Genomic DNA, 22,273 nt, shown 5'->3' with positions numbered 1-22,273 from the left:
ATCTCCTGACAATAACAGGGAAAAATCCTAAAAGGGTCTCACAGATGCGCCCGTGGCGGAACTGCGCAAGACGACAACGCCGGCGTGAGCGGTATAGCATTGCTGAAACCCAGACCGCTAAGAGCTACGATGAGTGAGACTACGCTGCTTCAAATCAGACGGCGCTTCAGCAACGCCTATCGCGCCCGCCACTATACCGACTGCATCCGCCTGGCAACCGAGGGCCTGCATCTCGCCGAGGTCAGCCATGATGTGGCGGCCCAGACCTTGATGCTGGTGTGGCTAGGCGAGAGCCACTGGCAGCGCAAGGAGACCGAACCGGCGGTCGCAGCACTCAGCCGCGCGGCGGCGGCCGAGCCGCCGGCCGATCCCGGCGATGTCTTCAATGCCCTCTCGACGCTGCTGAACATCGCCATCCTCGAGTGTCCACTGAGCGAGGCCAAGGCGCTGATCGCGCAAGGACATGCCCACCTGACGCGCCATGACCAGCAGCGCTCGCGCCACATGCTCGACCTCAGCGAGGGCGATCTCGCGGCCCGCCGTGGCGATTGGCCAGCGGCTCGGCAGCACTATCGCGCAGCCTACGAGCATCAGCACGGCGATACCGGCTCGCCGCGCTTCACCCTCGCCTCCTATCAGATCAAGCTCGCCGAGGCGAGCTTCATGCTCGGTGACGCCAAGGCGCTGAGCGATTGGTGCGCGCAGATCCATGCCACGCCCAAGCTGGTCGAAGGCGATCGGCTGCGCGCCGAGCAGGCGCGCCTGCTCTGCTATCGCGCCGGTATCGCCGAGCCAGCCGGCGCCCGTGGTGGCGCGGCGGCCACGGCCCGCCGTCTGCTGCGCTGGCTCGAGGAGATCGATGGCCATCAGGCCGAGTTCGCGCGCGATGCGATGCAGGTGCTGCTGCGCGAGGGCGATTGGCTCAGCGTCGAGACCTGGCTCGACTATCCCGGTCTTGGCGATGATCCGCTGATGCGTGGTGACCTGCATCTGGCGCGCGCGCGGCAGGCACTCGGGGTGCCGGTGCTCGACCTGGATTGGTCAACGGCGATTGCCGCATCCGAAGGCGCAGCCAATCCGGCAGCGAGCACCAGTGCCAACGCCCACCCCAAAGCAAGCGATCCGAGCGAGGAAACAACAGCTCCCTCAACAGGCAGGGGCCCAAGCGTTGAAGTGGGCGTCAACACGGGCCTCAACGCGGGCTCGAAAACGATCGCCAAGGCACGGAACGACCTTGAAGCGGCCCGAGCGCATTATGTTGGCAAGCAGACCTGGGCCGCGCACGAGGATCAGCGTCTGGAGACCCATCACCATCGCCGCCTGCTCGATGCACGACTGCAACGGGTCGAAGCCCTTGCCCAGTCACTGCCATGAGCCCTGGCGTCCTACGCGAGAGATGGAACCCCAGCGGCACGCAACCAGGAAACGCACTCGGATGAACGACATCAGCGACTCCGTCCTCTTCACCGCGCTCGGCGTGACGCTGCATCTCAGCATTCAGGTGCTGCTGATCATCCGCGTGCTGCTCAAACCGCACCGCAACCCGACCGCGAGGCTGACCTGGTTGGTCGTCGTCGTCGCCCTGCCTCTCGGCGGCATCATCGCCTACCTGCTGTTTGGTGAGACCAACATCGGCCGCAAGCGCGCCGAGCGGATGCGTGCGGTGCTCGCGCGGATGCCAAAGGTGCATGCCGCACCCGGTGCCGATGTGCCCAGCCTGGCGCCGGTGATCCCGCAGCAGTACCGGCACCTGTTTCAGGTCGGCCGTTCCATCAGCGGGTTCGATCCGATCGGCGGTAACCGCGCGTCTCTGCCAGCGGATTCCAACGCCGTCGTCAAGGCGCTGGTCGCCGACATCGACGCAGCTCAAGAGCATGTCCACCTGCTGTTCTACATCTGGCTGACCGACACCAATGGGGTTAAGGTCGCCCAGGCGCTGATGCGTGCCGCCCAGCGCGGCGTTACCTGCCGCGCCATGGCCGACGATCTCGGCTCGCGTGCCATGATCCACTCCGAGCATTGGCAGGCCATGCAAGCCGCTGGCGTTCGGCTGGCGCGCGCCCTGCCCATCGGCAACCCGCTTCTGCGCGTGCTCGGCGGGCGCATCGATCTGCGCAATCACCGCAAGATCGTCGTCATCGACGACTGGATCACCTACTGCGGCAGCCAGAACTGCGCCGACCCCGAGTTTCGCGTCAAGGCCAAGTACGCGCCCTGGGTGGATCTCATGATCCGCTTCGAGGGTCCGATCGCACGCCAGAATCAGCACCTGTTCGCCGGCGACTGGATGGCCCATGTCGACGACGACATCGACATCCTCCTGTGCCGCCCGATCCCCGCCGCCGAGCCTGGCATTAGCGCGCAGGTCGTCGGCACTGGCCCCACGGTTCGCTACTCGGCCATGCCCGAGCTGTTCGAAACCCTGATCTACAGCGCCCGCCGCAGCCTGGTGATCACCACGCCCTATTACGTGCCGGACGAATCCATGCAAGCCGCGCTCTGCGCCAGCGCCCGCCGCGGTGTCGAGACCCTCATCGTCTTCCCGCAACGCAACGACAGCCGCATCGTCGCCGCTGCCAGTCGCAGCTACTACGCCGATCTGCTCGCCGCCGGCGTGCGCATCCACGAATATGTCGGCGGCCTGCTGCACGCCAAATCTCTCACCCTCGACGGCGAGATGAGCCTCATCGGCTCCGCCAACATGGATCGGCGCAGCTTCGACCTTAACTACGAGAACAACATCCTGCTCTACGACCCGGACCTGACCCAGCAGATCCGCGCACGCCAGCAACGCTACCTCGACAGCGCCCTGCTCGTCGATCCCGAAGACGTTGCCAACTGGCCCCGCCACCGCCGGTTGATCAATAACACCGTCGCGATGCTGGGGCCGGTCCTGTGAGGATGGGCGCCTCAAGCGAGGCGCCTGGGAAGGGTGAGGAGGAGGCTGCGGGCCGCAGTTACATTTAGGCGGCTTCAGCCTCGGCGTCTTGTTCCGACTCCGTCTCGGACTCGGGCGCGGTTTTGGTTTTCTTCGGCGGGGCCGCCTCGAGGCGCGGCGAGATGAGGATATAGAGCGGCGTTAGCGCCATCACGAAGAGTAGCGGCAGCAGTGGCGCCGCATAATGCGACTGAGCCACCCCGAACAGATGGGCGAGGGTCGCATAGATCAACACCAGGCTGATGCTGCGCAAACCGATACGCTGGCTGGGCGTCAAGCGGCGTCCGGCGAAGGGCAGCCAGACGAGGATCACGCCGATGGAACCAATCAGCAATAGCGGCCCATGCAGGAGCTGCATGAACTCCTCGCTCGTCAGGAAGAGCGAATTCTCGGCATAGGGCGTCTCCGAGACCGGATAGACAAGGCTTTGCTCGGCGCTGGCTGGCTCCCCAAAGGACCAGAGTGTCTGCGGCTTCTCGACAAAGTACCAGCGTGGATCCTTGATCAACGCGCCACCGAGACGGCCTAGCGCAGCCATCAGACTTGGCGTGTCGGCGTCCTGCTCGGTCGCTGTCTCGCCGGCATCAGCCGAGGGCAACCCCTGCTGGATGCTGGCTGCGATCGGCGCCGCAGCGATCGGCGCATCGATGACGTTCTGATTGCGCGCCATCCAGGGTCCAAAGACCAGCGCGAAGCCAAGCACGGCGGCGACTGGAATCAGGATCTTCGACGCGCCCTTGCGGACGGTGAGGAAAAGCACGAGCAGCCAGGGCAGGACCAGGAACTGGTAGGTCGGATCGACCAGGGCCACCACGCCAAGTAAGGCGGCGGCGATGAAGGCGCGTATCAGGGCGCCGCGCTCACCGAGCCTGGTCGTGCTGATCAGATACAGCAGCAGGGTCACCAGAAGCAGCGTTGCGCCGACCAGATACAGACTGACATTCACGAGAAATGGGCTGACGGCGGTCAAGAACGCGGTGATCAGGCCCCAGTGCGGGTCCATCAGACGCGTCGTGAGCATGAACACCAGCAGGATCGCCAAGGTTCCCAACACCATTTGGGTGATCACAGCCGCATTCAGACTGCTCGCGGTGGCCTCGGGCGTCGCGAACAGCGAGAGAAAGAGCGGGTAGCCAAGGCTGCCGAAGACTTCGCCAGCAGCGGCGTCCTCGCCATTCGCCTCGAAAGGAGCCGCCAAGACCTGATAAGGCCCTTGGCTTTTGAGGGTTTGCGCGAGTGCGTAGGACTCGGCGGCCTCGGCTTGCAGCGGCTCGATCACCTCGGTGCTCAGGAAGGCTTGACCGCGTAGGAAGACGCCGGCAGCGATGATCACCGCCAACATGAACAAGACCGTCAGGGAGACGGAAGAACCGCCGCGCCACTTTGATTTAACTGGGCTCACAAGGAATCTCTCCTGGCTTTGACATCCGGCCGGTGGCCAGCGCTGGTAAGACGAGTACAGCTTGGTTAATGCTGCATTAGCATACCCTAAACCTTTTCACGGTGGCGAGCCTCGCTGTGCGTTTTCCGCTGAACTCCCCTGAATCTGTGCGGTCGAAACGTTAGGGATTTCCCTTATTGCAGTCTTTCGAATATCATAGGTCGCTAATCTTACTTGCCGCAGATCAGAACAAGCAGAAGCTTATGCGTACCGTTTCCGTTACGGCGTTTGCCGCCACCTTCTTCCCCTCGGTGCTGTTGTCACCGGTCATGGAGTCACGCGAGTCGTTCCGGCTCGCCCCGACCGAGCTACAGCTCGAGCCGATCGCGCCGGTTACGCCAAGCGACGCCGTCGAGGCGACCGCGAACGAGATCCCCATCGCGTCCACCATCGCCTCAAAGCGTCCGGTTGCCGCCGGCGGCGATGTGGCGTCCGCTGTCGATGAGGAGTTGTATTGCTTGGCGCTGAACATCTACCACGAGGCGCGCTCCGAGCCCCTCTCGGGTCAGATCGCCGTCGCCCAGGTGACCTTGAACCGGGTCGCATCCAAAGCCTTTCCGCCGTCAGTGTGTGGCGTGGTCAAGCAAGGCGGTCAAAAGCGCAACAGTTGCCAGTTCTCCTGGTGGTGCGACGGCAAGTCCGATCAGCCCACCGAACGGCAGGCCTGGCGCCGCTCCTTGGAACTGGGGCGCCGCGTTCTCGCCGACCAGGCGCCCGATCCGACCAACGGCGCCCTCTACTACCATGCCGATTATGTCGCCCCCCGTTGGTCGCGCTCTTTCCAGCGCACCGCCCAGATCGGTCGCCATCTGTTCTACCGGCCCGCCCAGAGCGCGACGCAGAGTTGATCGCTCGGCCCCAGCCGGCCAACCCGCCTGGATCGGCGACAGCCACCTGAATCTCGCCCGCAGCGCATCGAGCCGCCACGCGCATTGCTTGCGGCCCGCAGCACTCAACGCATCAGTATTTCGCCCTCATGCAGCACAAAGGTGACATTGCCTAAGTCCTTGCGGGGAGAAAACTCGTGGCCACCCAGCTTGACCAGGGTGCCTGGGTAGCAGGTAAAGCGAACCTGGATACGCGCCGACTGGCACTGGTGGAAGACGGTTTTCAGTTCCGCAAGCTCCTCGTAGAGGGCACGTTCCTTCTTCTGGAGACTCTCGCGCGCCTCAAGGAGTTTCTGTTTTTTCTCGTTGGCGATCGGTTTATGCTCTTTGACGAATTTCTCGATGATCGCCATCAGTTGCTGGCGCTGATTGACGATCTGCTTGAGTTCGTCGTTGATGGCGACGATGCGCTTTTTGATGTCACCGGTCTCGCCTGCGCTCAAGGTGGTCGCAACATTGGCGATGGCGCCGGCAACGCCGATATCGATGAGTTCCTTGGCGCGGGCAACGCCGCCCACGATGGCCCCTCGCCCCGGCAGCAGGATGCGGGTTCCGGCGCTGAGGTGTGAGTGAAAAACTTGCTTCTGAACAAAGATCTCCTGGCCTGATTCGAGCCTGGCCTCCTGCACGAAACGGGCTTTGATTTGGGTGCCTGCCTTCAGGTACGCATCATTGATCAGCTCTTCGCCTTTGTCTTCTTTGCCGGCACCGGGTCGGCGAGCAGCGGGAGCGCGCGCGCCTGGTTTGTGAGCACCGGCGCTGTGAGTGCCGGCATGGTCGTCGTCGTTGAATTGTCGACGGCCGATCACACCGCCGCCGACCTCGATGGCGCCGCCCGCCAAGATATGCGCGGCCTCAACTAAGCCCCCGACTTTGACATCACCCATCGCCTCGATCTTCATTCCCGGCTCGACATTGCCCTTGACCTGGACGCTGCCATCAAAGCGAATGTGCCCGGTTTCCAGCCCAACCCGCTCGAAGCGCAGGACCTTTTCGACATAGGCGCCCTTGCTGTAGACCACCGGCATGCCGTTGGTGTCGGCAACCAAGAGATCCTCATCCCCCGGCGCGAGCTTGACGCTGTCATTCTTGGGTTTGAGAACGATGTTCTTGCCGTTGCGCCCCTTGATGATGCGACCGGTCACCGTCCAGCCGGCCTTGCCTTCGGTCGCGGGATGGCGCCTCACCAGCGCCTGGCCGGCCTCGACATGCGGAAAATCGCCAAGCTCGAGAAAATTGACATTGCCGGATGCATCGACCTGAGGCCGACGATCGACGATCGTCTCAATCAGTGGCTCGAGCCAGGCATCGGTGCCATCCCGGGCCGGCTCGCCATAAGCGACGATCATGCCGAGCGGAAGCTGCGTCTCGCGCAGTTGTTGCCGGTGCGCATCGCTGGTCAATGCCTCGAGACTATCGGCGAGGAAGCCGCGAACGATCTTGGCGCCCTTGAGGGCCTGATCGAGTGCCTCGCGCGTCAGATCCCGACCCTTGCCCTGGGGCGGATGAACAACCACGCCGCCCAGCATCTGAGTCGCGCTGACAAAGGCCTCGACGCGGGCATCGACGGGCCCACCGAGACGCAGATCACAGGCCTCGCCCTTGCGCATGGTCTCGAGCAATGTCGACAGTGCTGCGGGCTCGACGGGGTAATCACTAGCCTTGAAGCCCGCTGCCTCCATCATGCGCGGGAAGTGATCCGGGTCAAGTGGCGGCGTCGCTTCCGGAGGCTCATCCGGGGGCTCATAGTGAGCCCAGAGGTCGCCCGATTTCTCCTCACGAAAACTGAGACCCAGTGCTTCCGCCGTGGGTACAGACTGTCCGAGAGTCTCGTCTGTGCGTGGTTCCATGAGCCTTTCCTGTTGCCGCCTGCCGTCTTGTGGATGCGTTGCCGTGATGCCACATCAGGGCTGCATCAAGGCTGCCGAGAGTGTGAGCGTAGACAGGGCCGAAGGGGCGGTCAAGACGCAAGCGGTGGCGTTGGCCGACCCGCGCCTCTGACAGAGGGACGTCTGTCCACCGCCGCCATGCACATGGTCATGGTGGCGAGATTCATGCAATCCTGTCGCGATGCCATCCCCATTATCCTCATTATCTCTTCCCCATCGATATCGTCATCGTCGTGGCGCACGCGGACTGTTGATGCTGCTGATCCTTGCAAGTCTGCTGGCGCCTTGCCCTGAAATGACGTTGGCCTCAGCCCAAGCAGCCCACGCCCACGCCCACGCCGCCCAAGCCCAGCAGGCAGCCCACGCCCAAATCGCTCAAGCCGCCTCGTCCGCTGAGCGCATCAACGAGCGCGCGGTTTCCCTGCCGCTGCCCTCGGTGGTCAGCACCAACCTCTGCGCCGACCTCCTGTTGCTGCGACTCGGTGATCCGGATCAGATCCTGTCGGTCTCGCGCCAGGCACACTCGCCGACGCAGTCGCCGGTCGCCGAGCGCGCGGTGCGTTACCCAGGCAACCGCGGGGCGGTCGAGGAGCTTTTGTATTATCAGCCCGAGATCGCCCTGACCTATCTCGGCTGGTCCGGCCGCCCGCATACCGAGCTGTTGGCGGAGCAAGGGATTCGGGTGGTGCCCCTGCCCTATCCGCGCGAGTTGAAGGATGCCTTGTCGATGACCTTGGCGATCGCGCGCGAGATCGATCGCAAGGCCGCCGGCGAGCAGGCCGTTGTGCAGGCGCGGGCGCGGATCGCCGCCTTATCCGCGCGCGCGGGCGCTGTGGAGCGACCGACGCGCGCGCTCTATCTGCGTCCCAATGGCGGCACCGCCGGCAGCGAGACCTATGTCGACGCCATGCTCAAACTGCTCGGCCTGCGCAATCTGGCTGCGGAGCAGGGTATCCGTGGCTGGGGCAACATGCCGTTGGAGCGACTCATCGCCGAGCCGCCCGATCTATTCCTGCTGGGCTACTTCGATCAGGCACAGCCGCCGTCCAAAGCGCGCTATGGTCGCCATCCTTTGCTTGTGGCACTGCTGGAGCAAGTGCCGAGCATCCGCCTGCCGAGCAGCAGCGCCTGGGGCTGCGGCGGGCTCGAGCTGATCGACGCGGCGGAGTGGATTGCCGCTCGGCTCGATGCATCCAAGCCGAGATCCGGGCCAACATCCGAGCCAGCCGTCGACTCGACAACCGATTTGGCCTCCGAGCCGCATACCAGTGAATAAGCAGTCCACACGCGCGACAGCACAGGCAAGGCGCCGATTCGTCCATGCAAGCTAACGGTAATCCAACCCGGCTTCGCGCTGGGTGTGCTGGGTCACCCCCCCCGGTGAACCTAACCCTGATGCTCCTGCTGCTCGGCCTCAGCCTGCTGTCATTGCGCTTTGGCGCCGCGCCGCTGTCGCTGAACGAGGTCGTCGCCGGTCTCTTCGGTACCGGCCCTGAGCAGCATCAGCTGATCGTGCGGCAGATTCGGCTGCCACGGGTCTTGCTCGCCTGGCTGGTCGGCCTGGCGCTGGGGATGTCCGGCGCCGCGCTGCAGGGTCTGTTGCGCAATCCGTTGGCCGAGCCTGGTCTGCTCGGGATCTCCTCGAGCGCCGGTTTGGGCGCGGTCCTGACCCTCTACTTCGGCCTCAGCGCGCTCAACGCCTGGACACTGCCGGCGGCGGCGATGCTGTGTGCCTTGCTCGCCACCCTGTTCCTCTATGCGCTGGCCCGCGCGGGCGCCTCGAATCTGACCCTGATCCTCGCCGGTGTCGCGGTCTCGGCGCTGACCTCGGCGCTGACCTCGTTGGCCTTGAACCTGGCGCCGAATCCAGCTGACGTGCAGGACATCGTGCTCTGGCTGCTCGGCTCGATCAGCGATCGCAGCTTTGCCGATGTGCGACTGGTGCTGCCGTTCGTGTTGCTCGGTGTGCTGCTGCTGCTCGCCGCCGCGCCGGCGCTGGAGGTGCTCGCCCTGGGTGAGGCCGAGGCCAGCAGTCTGGGCGTGAATCTGCCGCGTCTGCGGGTCTTGATCATCCTCGGCACGGCGCTGAGCGTCGGTGCCTGTGTCGCGGTGACCGGCGCCATCGGCTTCGTCGGGCTGGTGGTGCCGCACATGCTGCGCCGCTTCGTCCACTACCGTTCGGGCCGGCTGCTGCTGCCGAGCGCGCTGGGCGGGGCGATCCTGGTGCTCGCCGCCGATATCAGCCTGCGTCTCATCGGTACCCCGAAAGAGCTGCAGCTTGGCGTGGTGACGGCGCTGGTCGGCGCGCCCTTCTTCCTGGCGCTGGTGCTGCGCTCACGGAGGGATATGCTGTGAGTCTATTGCGGATCGAGACCTTGTCGGTTCGCCTCGGCGGCCGGCTGCTACTCAAGGACATCGCGCTCGAGATCGAGCGCGGCGAGTTGTTCGGGCTGATCGGCCCGAACGGGGCTGGCAAGAGCACGCTGGTCAAGGCGATGATGCAACTGCTTCCGTACAGCGGACGCGTTTGCCTTGATGGTCAGCCGCTGGCGCGAATGTCGGCGCGCGCGCGGGCCCAACAGCTTGCCTACCTAAGCCAGGACGACCGCCTCCAGTGGCCGATTAGCGTACACGACCTGGTCGCGCTCGGGCGCCATCCGTACCGCGGCAGCTGGTGGCGCGAGGGGCTGCAAGGTGGCCCGGGCGCTGATGCCGAGGCCGATCAGCGCGCCATCGAGCAGGCGCTGCAGGCCACCGACATCGAATCGCTGCGCGAGCGCCGGGCCGATGAGCTGTCCGGCGGCGAGCGCGCCCGTGCCCGTCTGGCGCGCGTGCTCGCCGTCGAGGCCGCTGTGCTGCTCGCCGACGAGCCGGTCGCCGCGCTCGACCCGATGCACCAACTGCGTGTCATGGAACTGCTGCGCGCCCGCTGTCAGGCCGGGCAGACGGTGGTTGTCGTCCTCCATGACCTCACCCTCGCCAGCCGCTTCTGCGATCGCCTGCTGCTGCTCGATCAGGGCGCGGCGGTGGCCAGCGGCGCGGTTGAGACCGTGCTTAGCCCCGAGCATCTGCGCCGCGTCTACGGCATCCAGGCGATCATCGGCGAGCATGAAGATGGTGCCCAGGTGCAGCGCTATATCGTCCCCTGGAGCTGCGAGCCATCTGCAGCGTGCGGCGCCAACGAGGGCGCCAGCGAGAACCAAGCGGATGGCTCGCTCGAGCGCGGCAAAGACCCAAGCGCTTGATTCAGGGCAACTCCGTTGCGGCGCGACTAGGCCAGCGCACCTCGGTGCGTGATAATCTCCGAGTGTCACGCTGGCACGACAACCAAAGGCTGTCAGGTGGTCACGACCACTGTGCCCAGCAACAACAACACGAGCCGAAGAAACCACCATTCCGAGCCACGAGAACCGAATCCGGGCTGAAGCAGCTGCGGCCCAGGCTGCGATCGACCTGGGCCAGTGCCCCTTCACTGCTAGTCCGCGCTCGCGTGCGACGGCAAGATCCATCGGAGCTGACAATGCGAATCCTTTTTGTCCACCCAAATTATAGCGCCGGTGCCGCCGATATCGCCGGCAACTGGTCACCGGCCTGGGTCGCCTATCTGGCCGGCTACCTCAAACAGGGCGGCTATACCGATTATCACTTCGTCGATGGCTTGGTGGACAACCTCAACGAGGAGCAACTGCGCGTCGCCATCCGCGAGGCCAATGCCGACATCGTCGCCACCACGGCGATGACGCCGATGATCTACACCGCGCAGCGGCTGTTGCAGATCGCCAAGGAGGAATGTCCCAACGCCATCACCGTGCTCGGCGGCATCCACCCGACCTTCATGTACCAGCAGGTGTTCGGCGAGGCGCCTTGGATCGACGTCATCGTGCGCGGCGAGGGCGAGGCCGTGACGCTGAACCTGGTGCGCGCCATTGATGAGGGGCGCTGGCCGGCCGAACGCGAGCAGATCAAGGGCATCGCCTATCTCAACGAGGACCAGCAGGTTGTCGCCACGCCGGTCGAGCCCTCGATCAAGGATGTCGACTCCATCTGGCCCGACTGGAGCATCCTCGAGTGGAAGAAGTACATCTACATCCCACTCGGCGTGCCGGTAGCGACCCCCAACATGGCGCGCGGCTGCCCCTTCACCTGTAGCTTCTGCTCGCAGTGGAAATTCTGGCGCGACTACCGCGTGCGCGACCCGAAGAAGATGGTCGACGAGATCGAGGAGCTGGTGAAGGTCCACGGTGTCGGCTTCTTCATCCTCGCCGACGAAGAGCCGCAGATCAATCGCAACAAGTTCATCGAGTTCTGTCAGGAACTGATCGACCGCGATCTTGGCATCCATTGGGGTATCAACACCCGCGTCACCGACGTCATGCGCGACGAGGATCTGCTGCCTTTCTACCGCAAGGCCGGTCTGGTGCATATCTCGCTCGGCACCGAGGCCGCTGCTCAGCTCAACCTCGACCGTTTCGTCAAGGAGACCACGATCGAGCAGAACAAGCGCGCCATTCAGCTCCTGCAACAAAACGGCATCGTCACCGAGGCCCAGTTCATCGTCGGCCTCGAGAACGAGACCCGCGAGACGCTGGAAGAGACCTATCAAATGGTCATGGACTGGGGCGCGGACATGGCCAACTGGTCGATGTACACGCCTTGGCCGTTCTCCGATATGTTCGCCGAGATGGGCGACAAGGTCGAAGTCTTCGACTACTCGAAGTACAACTTTGTCTCGCCGATCATGAAGCCGGACAACATCGACCGCGCCGAGCTGCTCGACGGGGTCATGGCCAACTATCGACGCTTCTACATGAAGCGGATGTTGTTCCAGTATCCCTGGGTCAAGGATCCCTTCCGTCGCAAGTACCTGATTGGCTGCATCAAGGCCTTCTTCAAGAGTGCCTATGAGCGCAAGTTCTATCAGCTCGGCAAGCAGAACTACTGGGGGCCGCTGTTCAAGAAGCTGATTCGGTTCGACTACGACAAGAGCAAGACCAAGATCGTCGAGCCGGATCACAATGCCTGGAAGCAGGCGCCGGCGGCCAAGCGGCCAGCCCCGGCGGGTGTCTCGGGTGCCGTGCCCAAGGCCTGCGGCGGCGGCAACCAGCAGATGGAAGACTTTGAGATCGGCGGCGCGGCCTCGCCGAAGTGCCAGCCCGGCGGTTGCGGCGGTAGCGTCAAGCCGCCGCAACAATCCGCCACGGTGGCGATGCCCGAGCTGCGGAAAAGCAAGCAGCCGGAGGCAGTGGCCGAGGAGGCTTAGAGGGGGTTTACCATTTCGCCAAACATCTGAGTTTGCTGGATTTTACCAGCCAAGCCCAGCGACCGCTCAGCGAAAAATAAGCAACAAATTCAGTCTCTTGTAACAATCTGGGACGGTTTTTGTAAACACCCTCTTAGCGCGCTCGATGCCAGTTTCCGCATGAGCGCGACATCCGAGCAGCACGATTCACTCAGCTGCTGGCCGACACACGCCCCGCGCTTGCCCGGGGCGTTTTTCTTTTCGATTCACTGCCATCGTTGCCTTCCTTCATGTCCGACCAAGCGCCGACCATCGACCTTCAGCTCCCGCCACTCCTCGACCACGGCCCGCGCCGCGCGCGCACCCTGATGATCCAGGGCACGGCCTCCGACGTTGGCAAGAGCCTGCTGGTGGCCGGCCTCTGCCGAGCCTATCGCCGGCGCGGACTCGCGGTGCGCCCGTTCAAGGCGCAGAACATGAGCAACAACGCGGCAGTGACCGCCGACTCCGATCTGGCCCCAGGCCCGGACGGCGAACAGCCGCGCGGTGAGATCGGTCGCGCTCAGGCGTTGCAAGCGCGCGCCTGCGGGGTCGCGCCCTCCATCCACATGAACCCCGTGCTGCTGAAGCCGCAAACCAATACCGGCTCGCAGGTGGTACTACGCGGGCGCTCGCTCGGCAACTGCCCGGCGCGCGTCTATCACCAGATGCGCCAAGGCATGATGCCCGCGATCCTCGACAGCTTCGAGCGCACCTGCGCCGAGGCCGATCTGGTGCTGGTCGAGGGCGCCGGCAGCGGCGCGGAGATCTACCTGCGCGACTGCGACATCACCAACATGTACTTCGCCGAACGCGCCGAGGTGCCGGTCATCGTCGTCGGGGATCTCGACAAAGGCGGCACCATGGCGTCGCTGGTCGGCACCTGGCTGCTGCTCGATCAGGCCGACCGCGAGCGCGTCGTCGGCTACCTGGTGAACAAATTTCGCGGCGATTTCTCGCTGTTCGAGCCGGCCTGCGAGACCATCACCGAGATCACCAACTGGCCCTTTCTCGGCGTGCTGCGTTGGTTTGAAGGGGCGTCGCAACTGCCAGCCGAGGATTCGCTCGCCCTCGAACGTCCGGCCGAGGGCGCTTGGGCTAGCGGCGGCGACAGCATCAATATCGCCATCCCACGCCTATCGCGCGTCGCCAACTTCGACGACCTGGACCCCCTCGCCGCCGAGCCGGCCGTGAATCTGCGTTGGATCAAACCCGGCCAGCCGATTCCGGCCGAGACCGACGTCATCATCCTGCTCGGTTCCAAGGCCACGCGCGCCGATCTCGAGGTGCTGCGCCGCGAGGGCTGGGACATCGACATCCTCGCCCATGTGCGGCGCGGTGGCCGCGTGCTCGGACTGTGCGCCGGCTTCCAGATGCTCGGCCGCGTGGTGCGCGACCCGGACGGCATCGAAGGCGAGCCAGGCGAAACTCCCGGCCTCGGGCTGCTCGACATCGAAACGACCATCAGCGGCGACAAGCGTTTGCTCGACTTGGACCTGACCGACCAGCGCAGCGGCTGCCGCGTCACCGGCTACGAGATGCACATGGGGCGCACCAGCGGCGCGGGACTCGATAGGCCCTGGCTGCTGCTTGAGGAAGCGCTTGAAGCAGGACAGGTCGGTGTCCGTCCGGAGGGCGCCCTCTCGGCAGACGGCCTTGTCATGGGCGGCTACGTCCACGGCCTCTTCGGCAGCGATGCCTTCCGCGCGCATTGGCTCGAGCAAGTCGGCGCCAAGGCCGCCGCCCTCGACTTCGAGCAGCGTATCGAGGCCGCGCTCGACGCCCTCGCCGATCACTGCGAGGCCAACCTGGACCTAGATGCCCTGCTCGCCCTGGCGCGCTAGCACGCCTAAACCGCCCTAACAGCTTCAAGGCTGGCGTCAAGCGGCCCACTTCTCAACGCGCGCTTGGCAACCTCAGTCGTGTTGCATGCGCACTGGAATCAGTAGCGCGGTAACCCCTAGCACCAAGGTGGTTACAAGCAAGAACAGGTGCAGATTCACCGCCCCCGCCAAGGCCTGCGCCGGGGCCACGCCTAGGGGCACCATCGCCGCCACCGCCGCTAGCTCGAACGAACCACTGCCGGCAATGCCATGAAACGGCAGCACCGTCGACAGCTCCGCGCCCATCACCCCAAGCACCACCTGCCAAAGCGCGGCTGGCACGAAATGTCCGAGGATCAGCGCAAAGCCCACGAACTTCAGACTCCAGGACAGCGCCGTCCACAGATAGAGCCACAAGACGCGCGTGGGGTCTTGCGGCGCTGCCGCCACCACAACCCCCAGCGAACGCCGTAAGCGCTGCAAGTGCCGCGAGCGCCCCACAACGCCATCAGCAGCCTTCAACTCGAAGCGCCCGACGAGCCAAAACAGCGGCAGCAGCCCCAGCCACCCCAAGACCAGCAAGCCACACCAAGGACTCGGCGACCGCATCCAGAGCACCACGACGCCGATCATCCCCAAGAAGTGCAGATCCAACAACCGAATCCAGATCAGCGACGCGCCAGCCGCCCAAAACCCGTGCCCAAAATAGCGGCGCATCAACCAAGGAAACACCATCTCCCCAGCGCGCATCGGCAACAGGTTATTCGCGGTGTTGTGCAGCACCGAGAGCCGCAACACCGCCGGAAATCGGCCAGACAATGCCGTTTGGAAATAGGCCCGCACCCGCACAGCCCGTAGCAGATAGCTCGCTGCTGTCAGCAAAAAAGCCCCGACAAGAACCCAAGGTGGCAACGTCACCCAAGGCGCCAGCACTACCGACCAGCCAAGCGTGGTCTCGACCAAGCCCACGACCACAGTCAGCAATACGGCCCCGACAAGCCAATCCCGCAGCCGCCCAAGCCCTAACCTCCGTGACCGCGTCGAAGTCATCGTCAGGGTCGGGTACCGCTCGGCAGGGGCGTGCGCAGCAAGGATGCTGCGCCCGAGCTTACAAGGATGTATTCACGGCGTCCCCCGCCTAGCGGTACCCGATCCTGGCGATGCAACCCCATCAACGACGACGCCGCAAAGAATAGATCGGCTCCACGCCCTCGGGCCGCGTCTTGAACCGCCGATGCACCCAAAAATACTGCGCCGGCATCGTCCGCAACCGCGCCTCGATCACCTGATTCATCCGCGCCGTATCCCGCTCGACATCTCCGCTTGGAAAATCCGCGATCGGCGGATCGAAACAAAGCTCCAACCCTTCACCCCGAGGCAAAAACCGCGCAAAGGTCGGAATTACCACGGCATTCGCCAGCCGCGCAATCCGCCCCAAGGTCGGTACCGTCGCCGTCGGCACCCCGCAAAACGGCACAAACAGACCACGCCGCCGGCCAGGATCCTGATCCGGCAAATAAAAAAACGGCACCCCCGACTTCAACGTCCGAATCAATCCGCGCAGATCATCCTGACGCTCGACCGGAATCGCCCCGAAGCGCGTGCGCGCCTGCCGCACCTGCGCATCGATCACCGGATTACGGATGCGCTGGTACATATACATGCCGGGATGCACCAAGGCCGTAAACGCCGTCCCACCCAGCTCGAGCCCGACGAAATGCGGCACCAGCACGATCACGGGCCGCCCGGCTTCCAGCAAGGCATCGATGCGCTCGCGATGGCGCAACCGCAGGATGCGCGATAAACGCTGCGGCGACGCCGACCAGCTCAGCCCCTGACAGACCGCCGCGACGCCCAGCCAGCCGAAATGCTCACGCACCAGCTGCTCGCGCGCTTCGGAAGCGCAGTCTGGCAGACAGAGCGACAGGTTGGTACGCGCAACCCGGCGGCGGCCCCAAGCCAGCCGATAGCCCATCGCGCCCAAGCCGCGCCCAAGCGCAACCTGCAGCCGGAACGGCAACAGCGCCAAGAGCTTGAACAGGCCCACGACGAACCAGCTCGGCCAGTGCCTTGGCCCCCACAAGCGCTCATTCACGTCGCACGTCGGCCTCAATTCTCGAACTTGTAAAAGATATCCACGCCTTGTCCGTCACCCGTCTCGCTCTGCAGTTGGATACGATTCGTCAGGTCGTAACGCATCTTGATGCTATCCGACTTGTCGCCGAGGCTACTGTCGTATTCCATGTAGAGCTTCGGAGCGATATAGGTACCGACCGAGAGTGAACGATTATCGGCCTCGCTGCCCCTCTGCGGAGGAATACCCGTCACCAGATAACGTGTGACCTCGGACTGCGACAGGTTCGGATCGGACTCCGAGAAGAACGCCAGCTTCGGATTGCGCAGCGTCCCCAGCACACGCACGCCAGCGCTGATATCGCCCCCTTCACGCTGCGCATTGAGGATAATCCCCGGATTGTCGAGCGGGGTACTGGCAAACAGGACAATCCCTTTCTTGATCACCAGCGGGGGTCCAACCGACGTCAAGAGACCAAGTCCCGGCAGAGACACGCGGTACGTTCCATCGATCACCTGCAGCTCACCGCTCCCGACTAACTGTCGGCCTGGTTGTTGAGTCACCCGGAGCTGGCCCTGTAGCAGACCACGCAGCCCGAAGGCCTCGATGAGGACCGTATCGCCAAGTTTGGCGAGGACGTCGATGCTGAGTGGAAGTCCACCGTTGTCAGCGTCTTCATCGAGCACCACATCCGGCGACGGCTGGACGGCGCCCGCCGGGAGCGAGCGCGGCATGATGTTCGCCTTAGGCACGCTCAGCTCACCGCGCACCGCGCCACCGCCAGGACCGAAGCCCGCATCCAGATCCAAGGACACCAGTGCCATGTATTCCTTGGTGTCCGCGACCTTGAGGTCTTGCCCCTTGAGACTGAGCACAATGTTCAGCTCCCCGCCACCGAGGCCAGTGGCAGTACCATCGACACTGAGCTGACCACCGCCCACCAAGGCACCGCCATCGAGCCGCATCGCATCCCTGCCCTCACTGGCTGCGGTCAGATTGAGATCGTTGACCCGCAGCCCAATCGCCGGCACGCTGAACGCGATATCGCGCGCCGCCAAGTTGCCGCCAATCCGAGGTTGCAGCAACCGACCGCTGAGTTCGATATCGCCATTGATCGTTCCCTCGGTGCCGCTCACCTCTGGCGCCAGCGTCGCGAACCGATCCAGCCCATCGAGCGCGATGCGGAGACGTCCATTCAGCGCCTGGTTCTCGAGACCACTGAGTCGGAATCCGGGCAGGCCCATCTCGGCGTCGACCTGTCCAACCTCCGCGATGGGCAGCTCGAAGCGCGCGTCCACACCGGACGCGCCGGCGCGCACATCGAGCCGGGTGCCGGTGAACACCAAGGTCTCGCTCGCCCTTGGCAGCACGATCTCGACCCCGCCCTCGGGCACCCGCAGCTCGGCGGTGCCGGTGAGCAGACCGCCTTGGCCCTCGAAATCCGCCTTCGCGGTCAGATAGCCGTTGATCGCGGTGGTCTCGGTGGTGAGCGCATCGAGCAGGTCGAAGTCGAGCCGTTGTAGATCGAGCGAGGCCGAGAAGCGCCCAGCCTCGGGCTGCCGGAAGGCGACACAGCCACTGGATGACCCGCTGTTGCCGAGACAGAGTGGACCCACCTCCACCGCGCCAGCGGCCAGGCTAAAGGGAGCAGTCCTCTCCAGACCCCAATCGCCGTACTCCCCGGTCTCCAGCGCTAGCCGCGTCAGACGACCGCGATAGGCACTGGTGTTGTCGAGACCCCCATCGAGCGCCAGGCTGAGGCTCAGCGGCTCGCCGTTGACCTCGGCGCTGAGCTGATGCGAGCCGGTGCTGCCCTGTCCCCGCACACGCAGGCGCTCGAAGCGCTGGCTGCCGAGGATCAGATTGCTACCATCGATCGAAAGCTGGAAGGGGCTCTCCTGGCCGAGGCCGACACCGGCCGTGGCGTCAATGCGCTCAATCCCCTGGTCCTTCATCTCGATCCCTCGGCCATCGAGCGTCAGCGTTGCTCGCGGCAGTTCGAGCGTTCCGGCGAGCGCACCCTCGGCCTTGAGGCTGCCCTGGAGATCCGGCATCAGGGCCGCAAGGCTTGGCGAGTTCAGGGTATAGCGCAGATCGATCCGTTCACCGACCTGTCCATCTGCGGCGAATCGCGTCTCGCCGGAGGCCGCTTCCAGCGTGCGAATGCTGAGCGTCTCCCCTTGCATGCCCACATCGGCCTGCACGGTCACTGGATAGCCGCGCAGTTCGCCACCGAAATCGGTGAGACGGGCGCTGAGATCGAGACCGTCCTCCGCCATCTCACCCTGACTCTGGAGACGACCACCGAGGGTGCCGGGCCAATCGGCGAGCAGTTGCCCTGGGTCCAGCTCAGCCAAGTTCAGATCAGCATCCCAACGCAGTCTTGGTGACCAACTCAAATCGCCGGTGCCATCGATGCGGCCGCCGATGACATCGATCGCGAGCGTTTCGATCGTTGCCGTGGAAGCCGTCCCGGTGCCAGCCAGATCGATGCGGGTCGGTGGATAATCAGCGAGCGCCGCAGCCCCGTTGAGGGTGAAGTCGAACCCCTTCTTGAGACCACCGGCGGTCTCGGCCGTCAGCCCGATCCGGCCATCCAGCCCCGCATAATGGCGGCCAGGATCGATATTGCTCGCGGTCAGCGCCAGATCCCAGGCCAGTTCGGGCGACCAGTCCACCCGGCCCTGACCACGGATGAGACCGTTCAGTGTGTTGATCTTGAGTTCAAGGATCTCCGCGTGTTGCTGATCGCCCGTTCCCGCCAGCGCTAAAGCGGTTTCTGGGATCTGCTGGCCATGGGCCTGAGCATCGAGGCGATAGGTATAACCATCGAGCGTACCTTCGGCACTCAGCGAGCCCTGTGGCGATTGCGCCATCGGCACGCCAGCCAAGGGCCAGCGCAGTTGTTCCCACAGGGCTTGAACGCTGAAGGTCGGCACCGTCGGGTTGGTGTCGAACTGCCCGGTGACCGTGATGCGAGCACCGTCAGGCGCGTCCGCAGCCGAAGACGCTTGCGTTTGCGTATCAGTGGGCGGCGCGGTCGAGGCGACATCCGTGCCGCTCGATTCGGTCAGGCGCAGCGCCCCGATAGTCAGCACCCGAGCTGCCCATTCGACATCCAGATCCGCCTTGATCCGACCCATCTCGGCGACATCGGGAGCGTTACCGTTCAGGATTCCGGTGAGTCTGGCCTGCTCGAGATCCCCCTCGCTCTTCAGTTGCGCTTGCAGAGTCACCGGCGGCGCATCCGGCACGAGCTGGGGCAGATCGATGGACTGGAGATCAACCTCGGCCTGCCAACTCGGTGCCTGCAACGCCTCGTTGACCCGCGCCCGCAGCGTCGCCTCGACGGAGCCTCCGATCCGATGCTGGATCTGCAATGCATCGAGATCCCCCGTCACCTGGCCTTCGCCGGTGAGCGAGAGCGCCGGTGCCTGCTCAAAGTGCCAGTCCAGCGTCAACTCGATCGGATAGGCCGCGTCGAGCCGCACCTGCCCGTCCATGCGCACGCGGGCAACGGGCTGCGACAGTTCGGCCTGCAACCGCTCGAGATCGACGAGATCGCCGTTGGCGGTGGCCGACAGCTCGGCGCGCGTGAGTTCGATGGCTGATTCCGGCGGCGCGCCGGCTTCTCGATAGCTGAGCCGCTCGATCAGCACCTGCTCGATCCGCACACCGATCGGCAGCCTGATCGAGGGTAGCTCGAATGGCTCCGCTGGTGTCTCGTCCGCAGGCGGCTCGGTGACCACGGCGATATCGCTAGCCATCAGCTCCCGCACGTGGAGTGTTCCGGTAAATAAAGCTCCCGGACGCCAGTCGAGCATCAAGGTGCCAATCGATGCCTCCAAGCCGGGCAGCCGCAGGACCAACTCATCGAGTTCCAGTCGCCCTAAAACGCGCCCCTTGACTCGGCTGGCCTGGATCAGCCCAGGCGCGAGATCATCGGTCACGGCCAGTAAGGTGCGCAGTCCTGTCTGGGTGCCGAGAACGAACACTAGCGCCAGTACCATCAGGATCAGGACAACGCCGATCAGGCTCCCGATCCAACGCAACGGTCTCAAGAAGCGGCGCCCGCGTCGTGGTCGCGGCGCATCATGCCCGTCCTCCTTAGGGGGGCCGCCGGAGCTAGCAGTGCCTGGTTGGTCGTTGGTGCTCGTCTCGGTTGTATTCACAGATCAGGCCCTAGCGCGAAATGCAGCCGGAAACCCGCAGGATCCTTGGTCAATGCATAGGCGAGATCCACCCTGACCGGCCCGATGGGCGTACTGTAGCGGATGCCAACCCCGACGCTTTGTTCCCATTCCTGATTGAAATCCGGATCGAAGGCATTGCCGAAATCGGTAAAGATCGCCCCTCCCCAGGGGCCGACAAGCCGATGCTCCAGCTCAAGGCTGCCAACCGCGAGATAGCGTCCGCCAATCGTTTTGTTGGTGACGGGATCATTGGGGCCAAGCACATCGAACCCCCAACCACGCAGACTATTGTCGCCACCGGCAAAGAAGCGCTGACTCGCCGGGACATCCTCGACACTGCTCGCCCAGATCGCACCAAGTTCGGTGCGACCGATGAAGCGCATCTTGTCTCCCAGCGACTTGATCAGCTTGTAATTGACTTGACCACTCAGCCAGTTACTGGTCGAGAGTAAGTTCTCGGAGGTGCCTTGAAGGTAGGCGTTGATCCTGTAGCCATTACGGGTATTGATGGGCTCATCGGCCTTGACCTTGGACCAGGAGAGATGGGGCACGAGACCGTTGAAGGTTTCGGTATCGCTGGTCGCAACGGAGGAATCCTCGTAGCGATAATCGACGCCGATGTTCCGTCGCCATCCGCCGTCGGTCAGCACCGACTGGGCGATACCAAGCTTAAACAGATCGCCCTCGCGGGTCTCGGTATCAAAGGCCTGGAACTCAGGACGAATCAAGATAAAATCCTGGACTGGATCGCGAATGGGAATCCGATATTCGGCCAGGGCCGACTGCTCAACCTGCGAGATCTGGATTTCGGCCTTCAGGTTGTGGCCCCGACGCCCGATATAACGGCGCCGATAGTCGAGACTAAAGCGCGGCCCGACATCGGTCGCGAAGCCGGCGCCAACACGGTAGACATTGGCCTTGTTGCGGGTCGCGATCAGACGGATGGGCACCTCGCGATCGGGGCCGGCCTGGTCCTCGAGCGGCCTTACCTCAATGTTGTCGAAATACTCGGTCCCGATCAAACGCCCTTGCAGCTCCAGCAACAGCGCCGGATTGTAGATCACGCCCGGCTCAAAATTGACGAATTTCTCCAGAAAGGTATCGGCAAGCAGATCCTGCTCGAACTCGATCTCGCCGAGATAGAACTGCTCGCCGGTCGCGAGATGGAATTCGATGATGGCTTCATAGGCCACTGGATCGATCAGCACCAGATGCCGCTCCAAATCGGCCTCGATATACCCTTCATCCGCAGCGATATTGAGAATACGGGACTTCGCCTGCTCGTAATCCGCGTGGATCAGCGCATCCCCGACCTGCATCGGAAATTGTTTCGGAAACAGCGGATTCTCGGCCCCCGGGCCCGTGATGCGGTAATTGACCCGACCGATCTTGACCGGATCACCGGGGTCGATCGTGAAGGTTGCCATCCAGGTTCCCTCGCCGGTGCTGGGCTCGGTCAGCGTGGACTCGACCTCGACCCGATATAAGCCGAACGGGGCCAAGGCCTCACGGATCTGCTCCGGTGCCCGCTGATAGAGCGCGCGCAGCCGCAGCACTGACATCTCCACATCACCGCGCTCCTGATACAGCCCGAGCAGCGCGAGGACGTTGCGCTCCAACCGACCCTCGAGCCCAGTGACCTTCACATCAAGGCTCAGCGCGGCAGCGGCGCCCGGCAGCAGCACGAGCAGCGATACCAAGAGTGACAGGCGCCGAATCGCCACCGAGCTGCGCAATGATGCCATGCCGA

At 64.1% G+C, this 22,273-nt stretch carries 14 protein-coding genes; 8 read left to right on the top strand and 6 right to left on the bottom strand.

What is annotated here, in order from left to right; translation table 11 throughout:
• Positions 1-129 precede the first annotated feature (129 nt).
• A complete protein-coding gene (locus AC54T3_RS03035) occupies positions 130-1,374 on the top strand; it encodes a hypothetical protein (RefSeq protein WP_496622223.1) in 1,245 nt (414 codons plus the stop codon).
• 61 nt (positions 1,375-1,435) lie between these two features.
• Positions 1,436-2,899 (top strand): cardiolipin synthase, encoded by a 1,464-nt coding sequence (gene cls / locus AC54T3_RS03030; protein WP_496622222.1) that lies wholly within the window; start codon positions 1,436-1,438, stop codon positions 2,897-2,899.
• Between the two features lie 64 nt (positions 2,900-2,963).
• Here the strand turns inward: cls and AC54T3_RS03025 are convergent, their stop codons facing one another.
• Entirely contained in the window at positions 2,964-4,340 is a 1,377-nt protein-coding gene (locus AC54T3_RS03025; RefSeq protein ID WP_496622221.1) for a glycosyltransferase family 39 protein, read from the bottom strand.
• Between the two features lie 242 nt (positions 4,341-4,582).
• On the opposite strand from AC54T3_RS03025, the gene AC54T3_RS03020 reads away from it, so the two are divergent.
• Positions 4,583-5,227 carry a cell wall hydrolase gene (locus AC54T3_RS03020; protein WP_496622219.1) on the top strand — a complete coding sequence of 215 codons (645 nt, stop codon included), beginning with the start codon at positions 4,583-4,585 and terminating at the stop codon, positions 5,225-5,227.
• 104 nt (positions 5,228-5,331) lie between these two features.
• Here AC54T3_RS03020 and AC54T3_RS03015 read toward each other — a convergent pair whose 3' ends face one another.
• Positions 5,332-7,116 carry a flagellar assembly protein A gene (locus tag AC54T3_RS03015; protein WP_496622218.1) on the bottom strand — a complete coding sequence of 595 codons (1,785 nt, stop codon included), beginning with the start codon at positions 7,114-7,116 and terminating at the stop codon, positions 5,332-5,334.
• A 340-nt stretch (positions 7,117-7,456) separates the two neighbouring features.
• Here AC54T3_RS03015 and AC54T3_RS03010 point away from each other — a divergent pair, with 340 nt between their 5' ends.
• The 5 genes from AC54T3_RS03010 (at position 7,457) to AC54T3_RS02990 (ending at position 14,277) form a co-directional block, all read left to right on the top strand.
• The gene (locus tag AC54T3_RS03010; RefSeq protein WP_496622216.1) at positions 7,457-8,431 is read left to right on the top strand and encodes an ABC transporter substrate-binding protein; all 975 of its coding nucleotides are present in this window, start codon (positions 7,457-7,459) and stop codon (positions 8,429-8,431) included.
• Between the two features lie 104 nt (positions 8,432-8,535).
• Complete coding sequence (locus tag AC54T3_RS03005; RefSeq protein ID WP_496622214.1) at positions 8,536-9,510, top strand: FecCD family ABC transporter permease; 975 nt, start codon at positions 8,536-8,538, stop codon at positions 9,508-9,510.
• Complete coding sequence (locus tag AC54T3_RS03000; RefSeq protein ID WP_496622213.1) at positions 9,507-10,400, top strand: ABC transporter ATP-binding protein; 894 nt, start codon at positions 9,507-9,509, stop codon at positions 10,398-10,400. The genes AC54T3_RS03005 and AC54T3_RS03000 overlap by 4 nt, the downstream gene beginning before the upstream one ends.
• A gap of 275 nt (positions 10,401-10,675) precedes the next feature.
• Entirely contained in the window at positions 10,676-12,415 is a 1,740-nt protein-coding gene (gene bchE, locus AC54T3_RS02995) for a magnesium-protoporphyrin IX monomethyl ester anaerobic oxidative cyclase (RefSeq protein ID WP_496622211.1), read from the top strand.
• Between the two features lie 269 nt (positions 12,416-12,684).
• Positions 12,685-14,277 (top strand): cobyric acid synthase, encoded by a 1,593-nt coding sequence (locus AC54T3_RS02990; protein WP_496622210.1) that lies wholly within the window; start codon positions 12,685-12,687, stop codon positions 14,275-14,277.
• A 72-nt stretch (positions 14,278-14,349) separates the two neighbouring features.
• On the opposite strand, the gene AC54T3_RS02985 is transcribed toward AC54T3_RS02990, so the two are convergent.
• The 4 genes from AC54T3_RS02985 to AC54T3_RS02970 form a co-directional block, all read right to left on the bottom strand.
• Positions 14,350-15,306: a lysylphosphatidylglycerol synthase transmembrane domain-containing protein gene (locus AC54T3_RS02985; protein ID WP_496622208.1), complete on the bottom strand. Its 957-nt coding sequence runs from the start codon at positions 15,304-15,306 to the stop codon at positions 14,350-14,352.
• Between the two features lie 121 nt (positions 15,307-15,427).
• The gene (locus AC54T3_RS02980) at positions 15,428-16,351 is read right to left on the bottom strand and encodes a lysophospholipid acyltransferase family protein (protein WP_496622207.1); all 924 of its coding nucleotides are present in this window, start codon (positions 16,349-16,351) and stop codon (positions 15,428-15,430) included.
• A gap of 14 nt (positions 16,352-16,365) precedes the next feature.
• Positions 16,366-20,382: a translocation/assembly module TamB domain-containing protein gene (locus tag AC54T3_RS02975; protein WP_496622205.1), complete on the bottom strand. Its 4,017-nt coding sequence runs from the start codon at positions 20,380-20,382 to the stop codon at positions 16,366-16,368.
• Between the two features lie 116 nt (positions 20,383-20,498).
• Complete coding sequence (locus AC54T3_RS02970) at positions 20,499-22,268, bottom strand: autotransporter assembly complex protein TamA (protein ID WP_496622203.1); 1,770 nt, start codon at positions 22,266-22,268, stop codon at positions 20,499-20,501.
• Between the last annotated feature and the right edge of the window lie 5 nt (positions 22,269-22,273).

It is taken from the genome of Halochromatium sp. NSM3, assembly GCF_059621085.1.
Note: the sequence above shows the minus strand (reverse complement) of the source record. Positions and strands in the feature narration are given on the sequence as shown.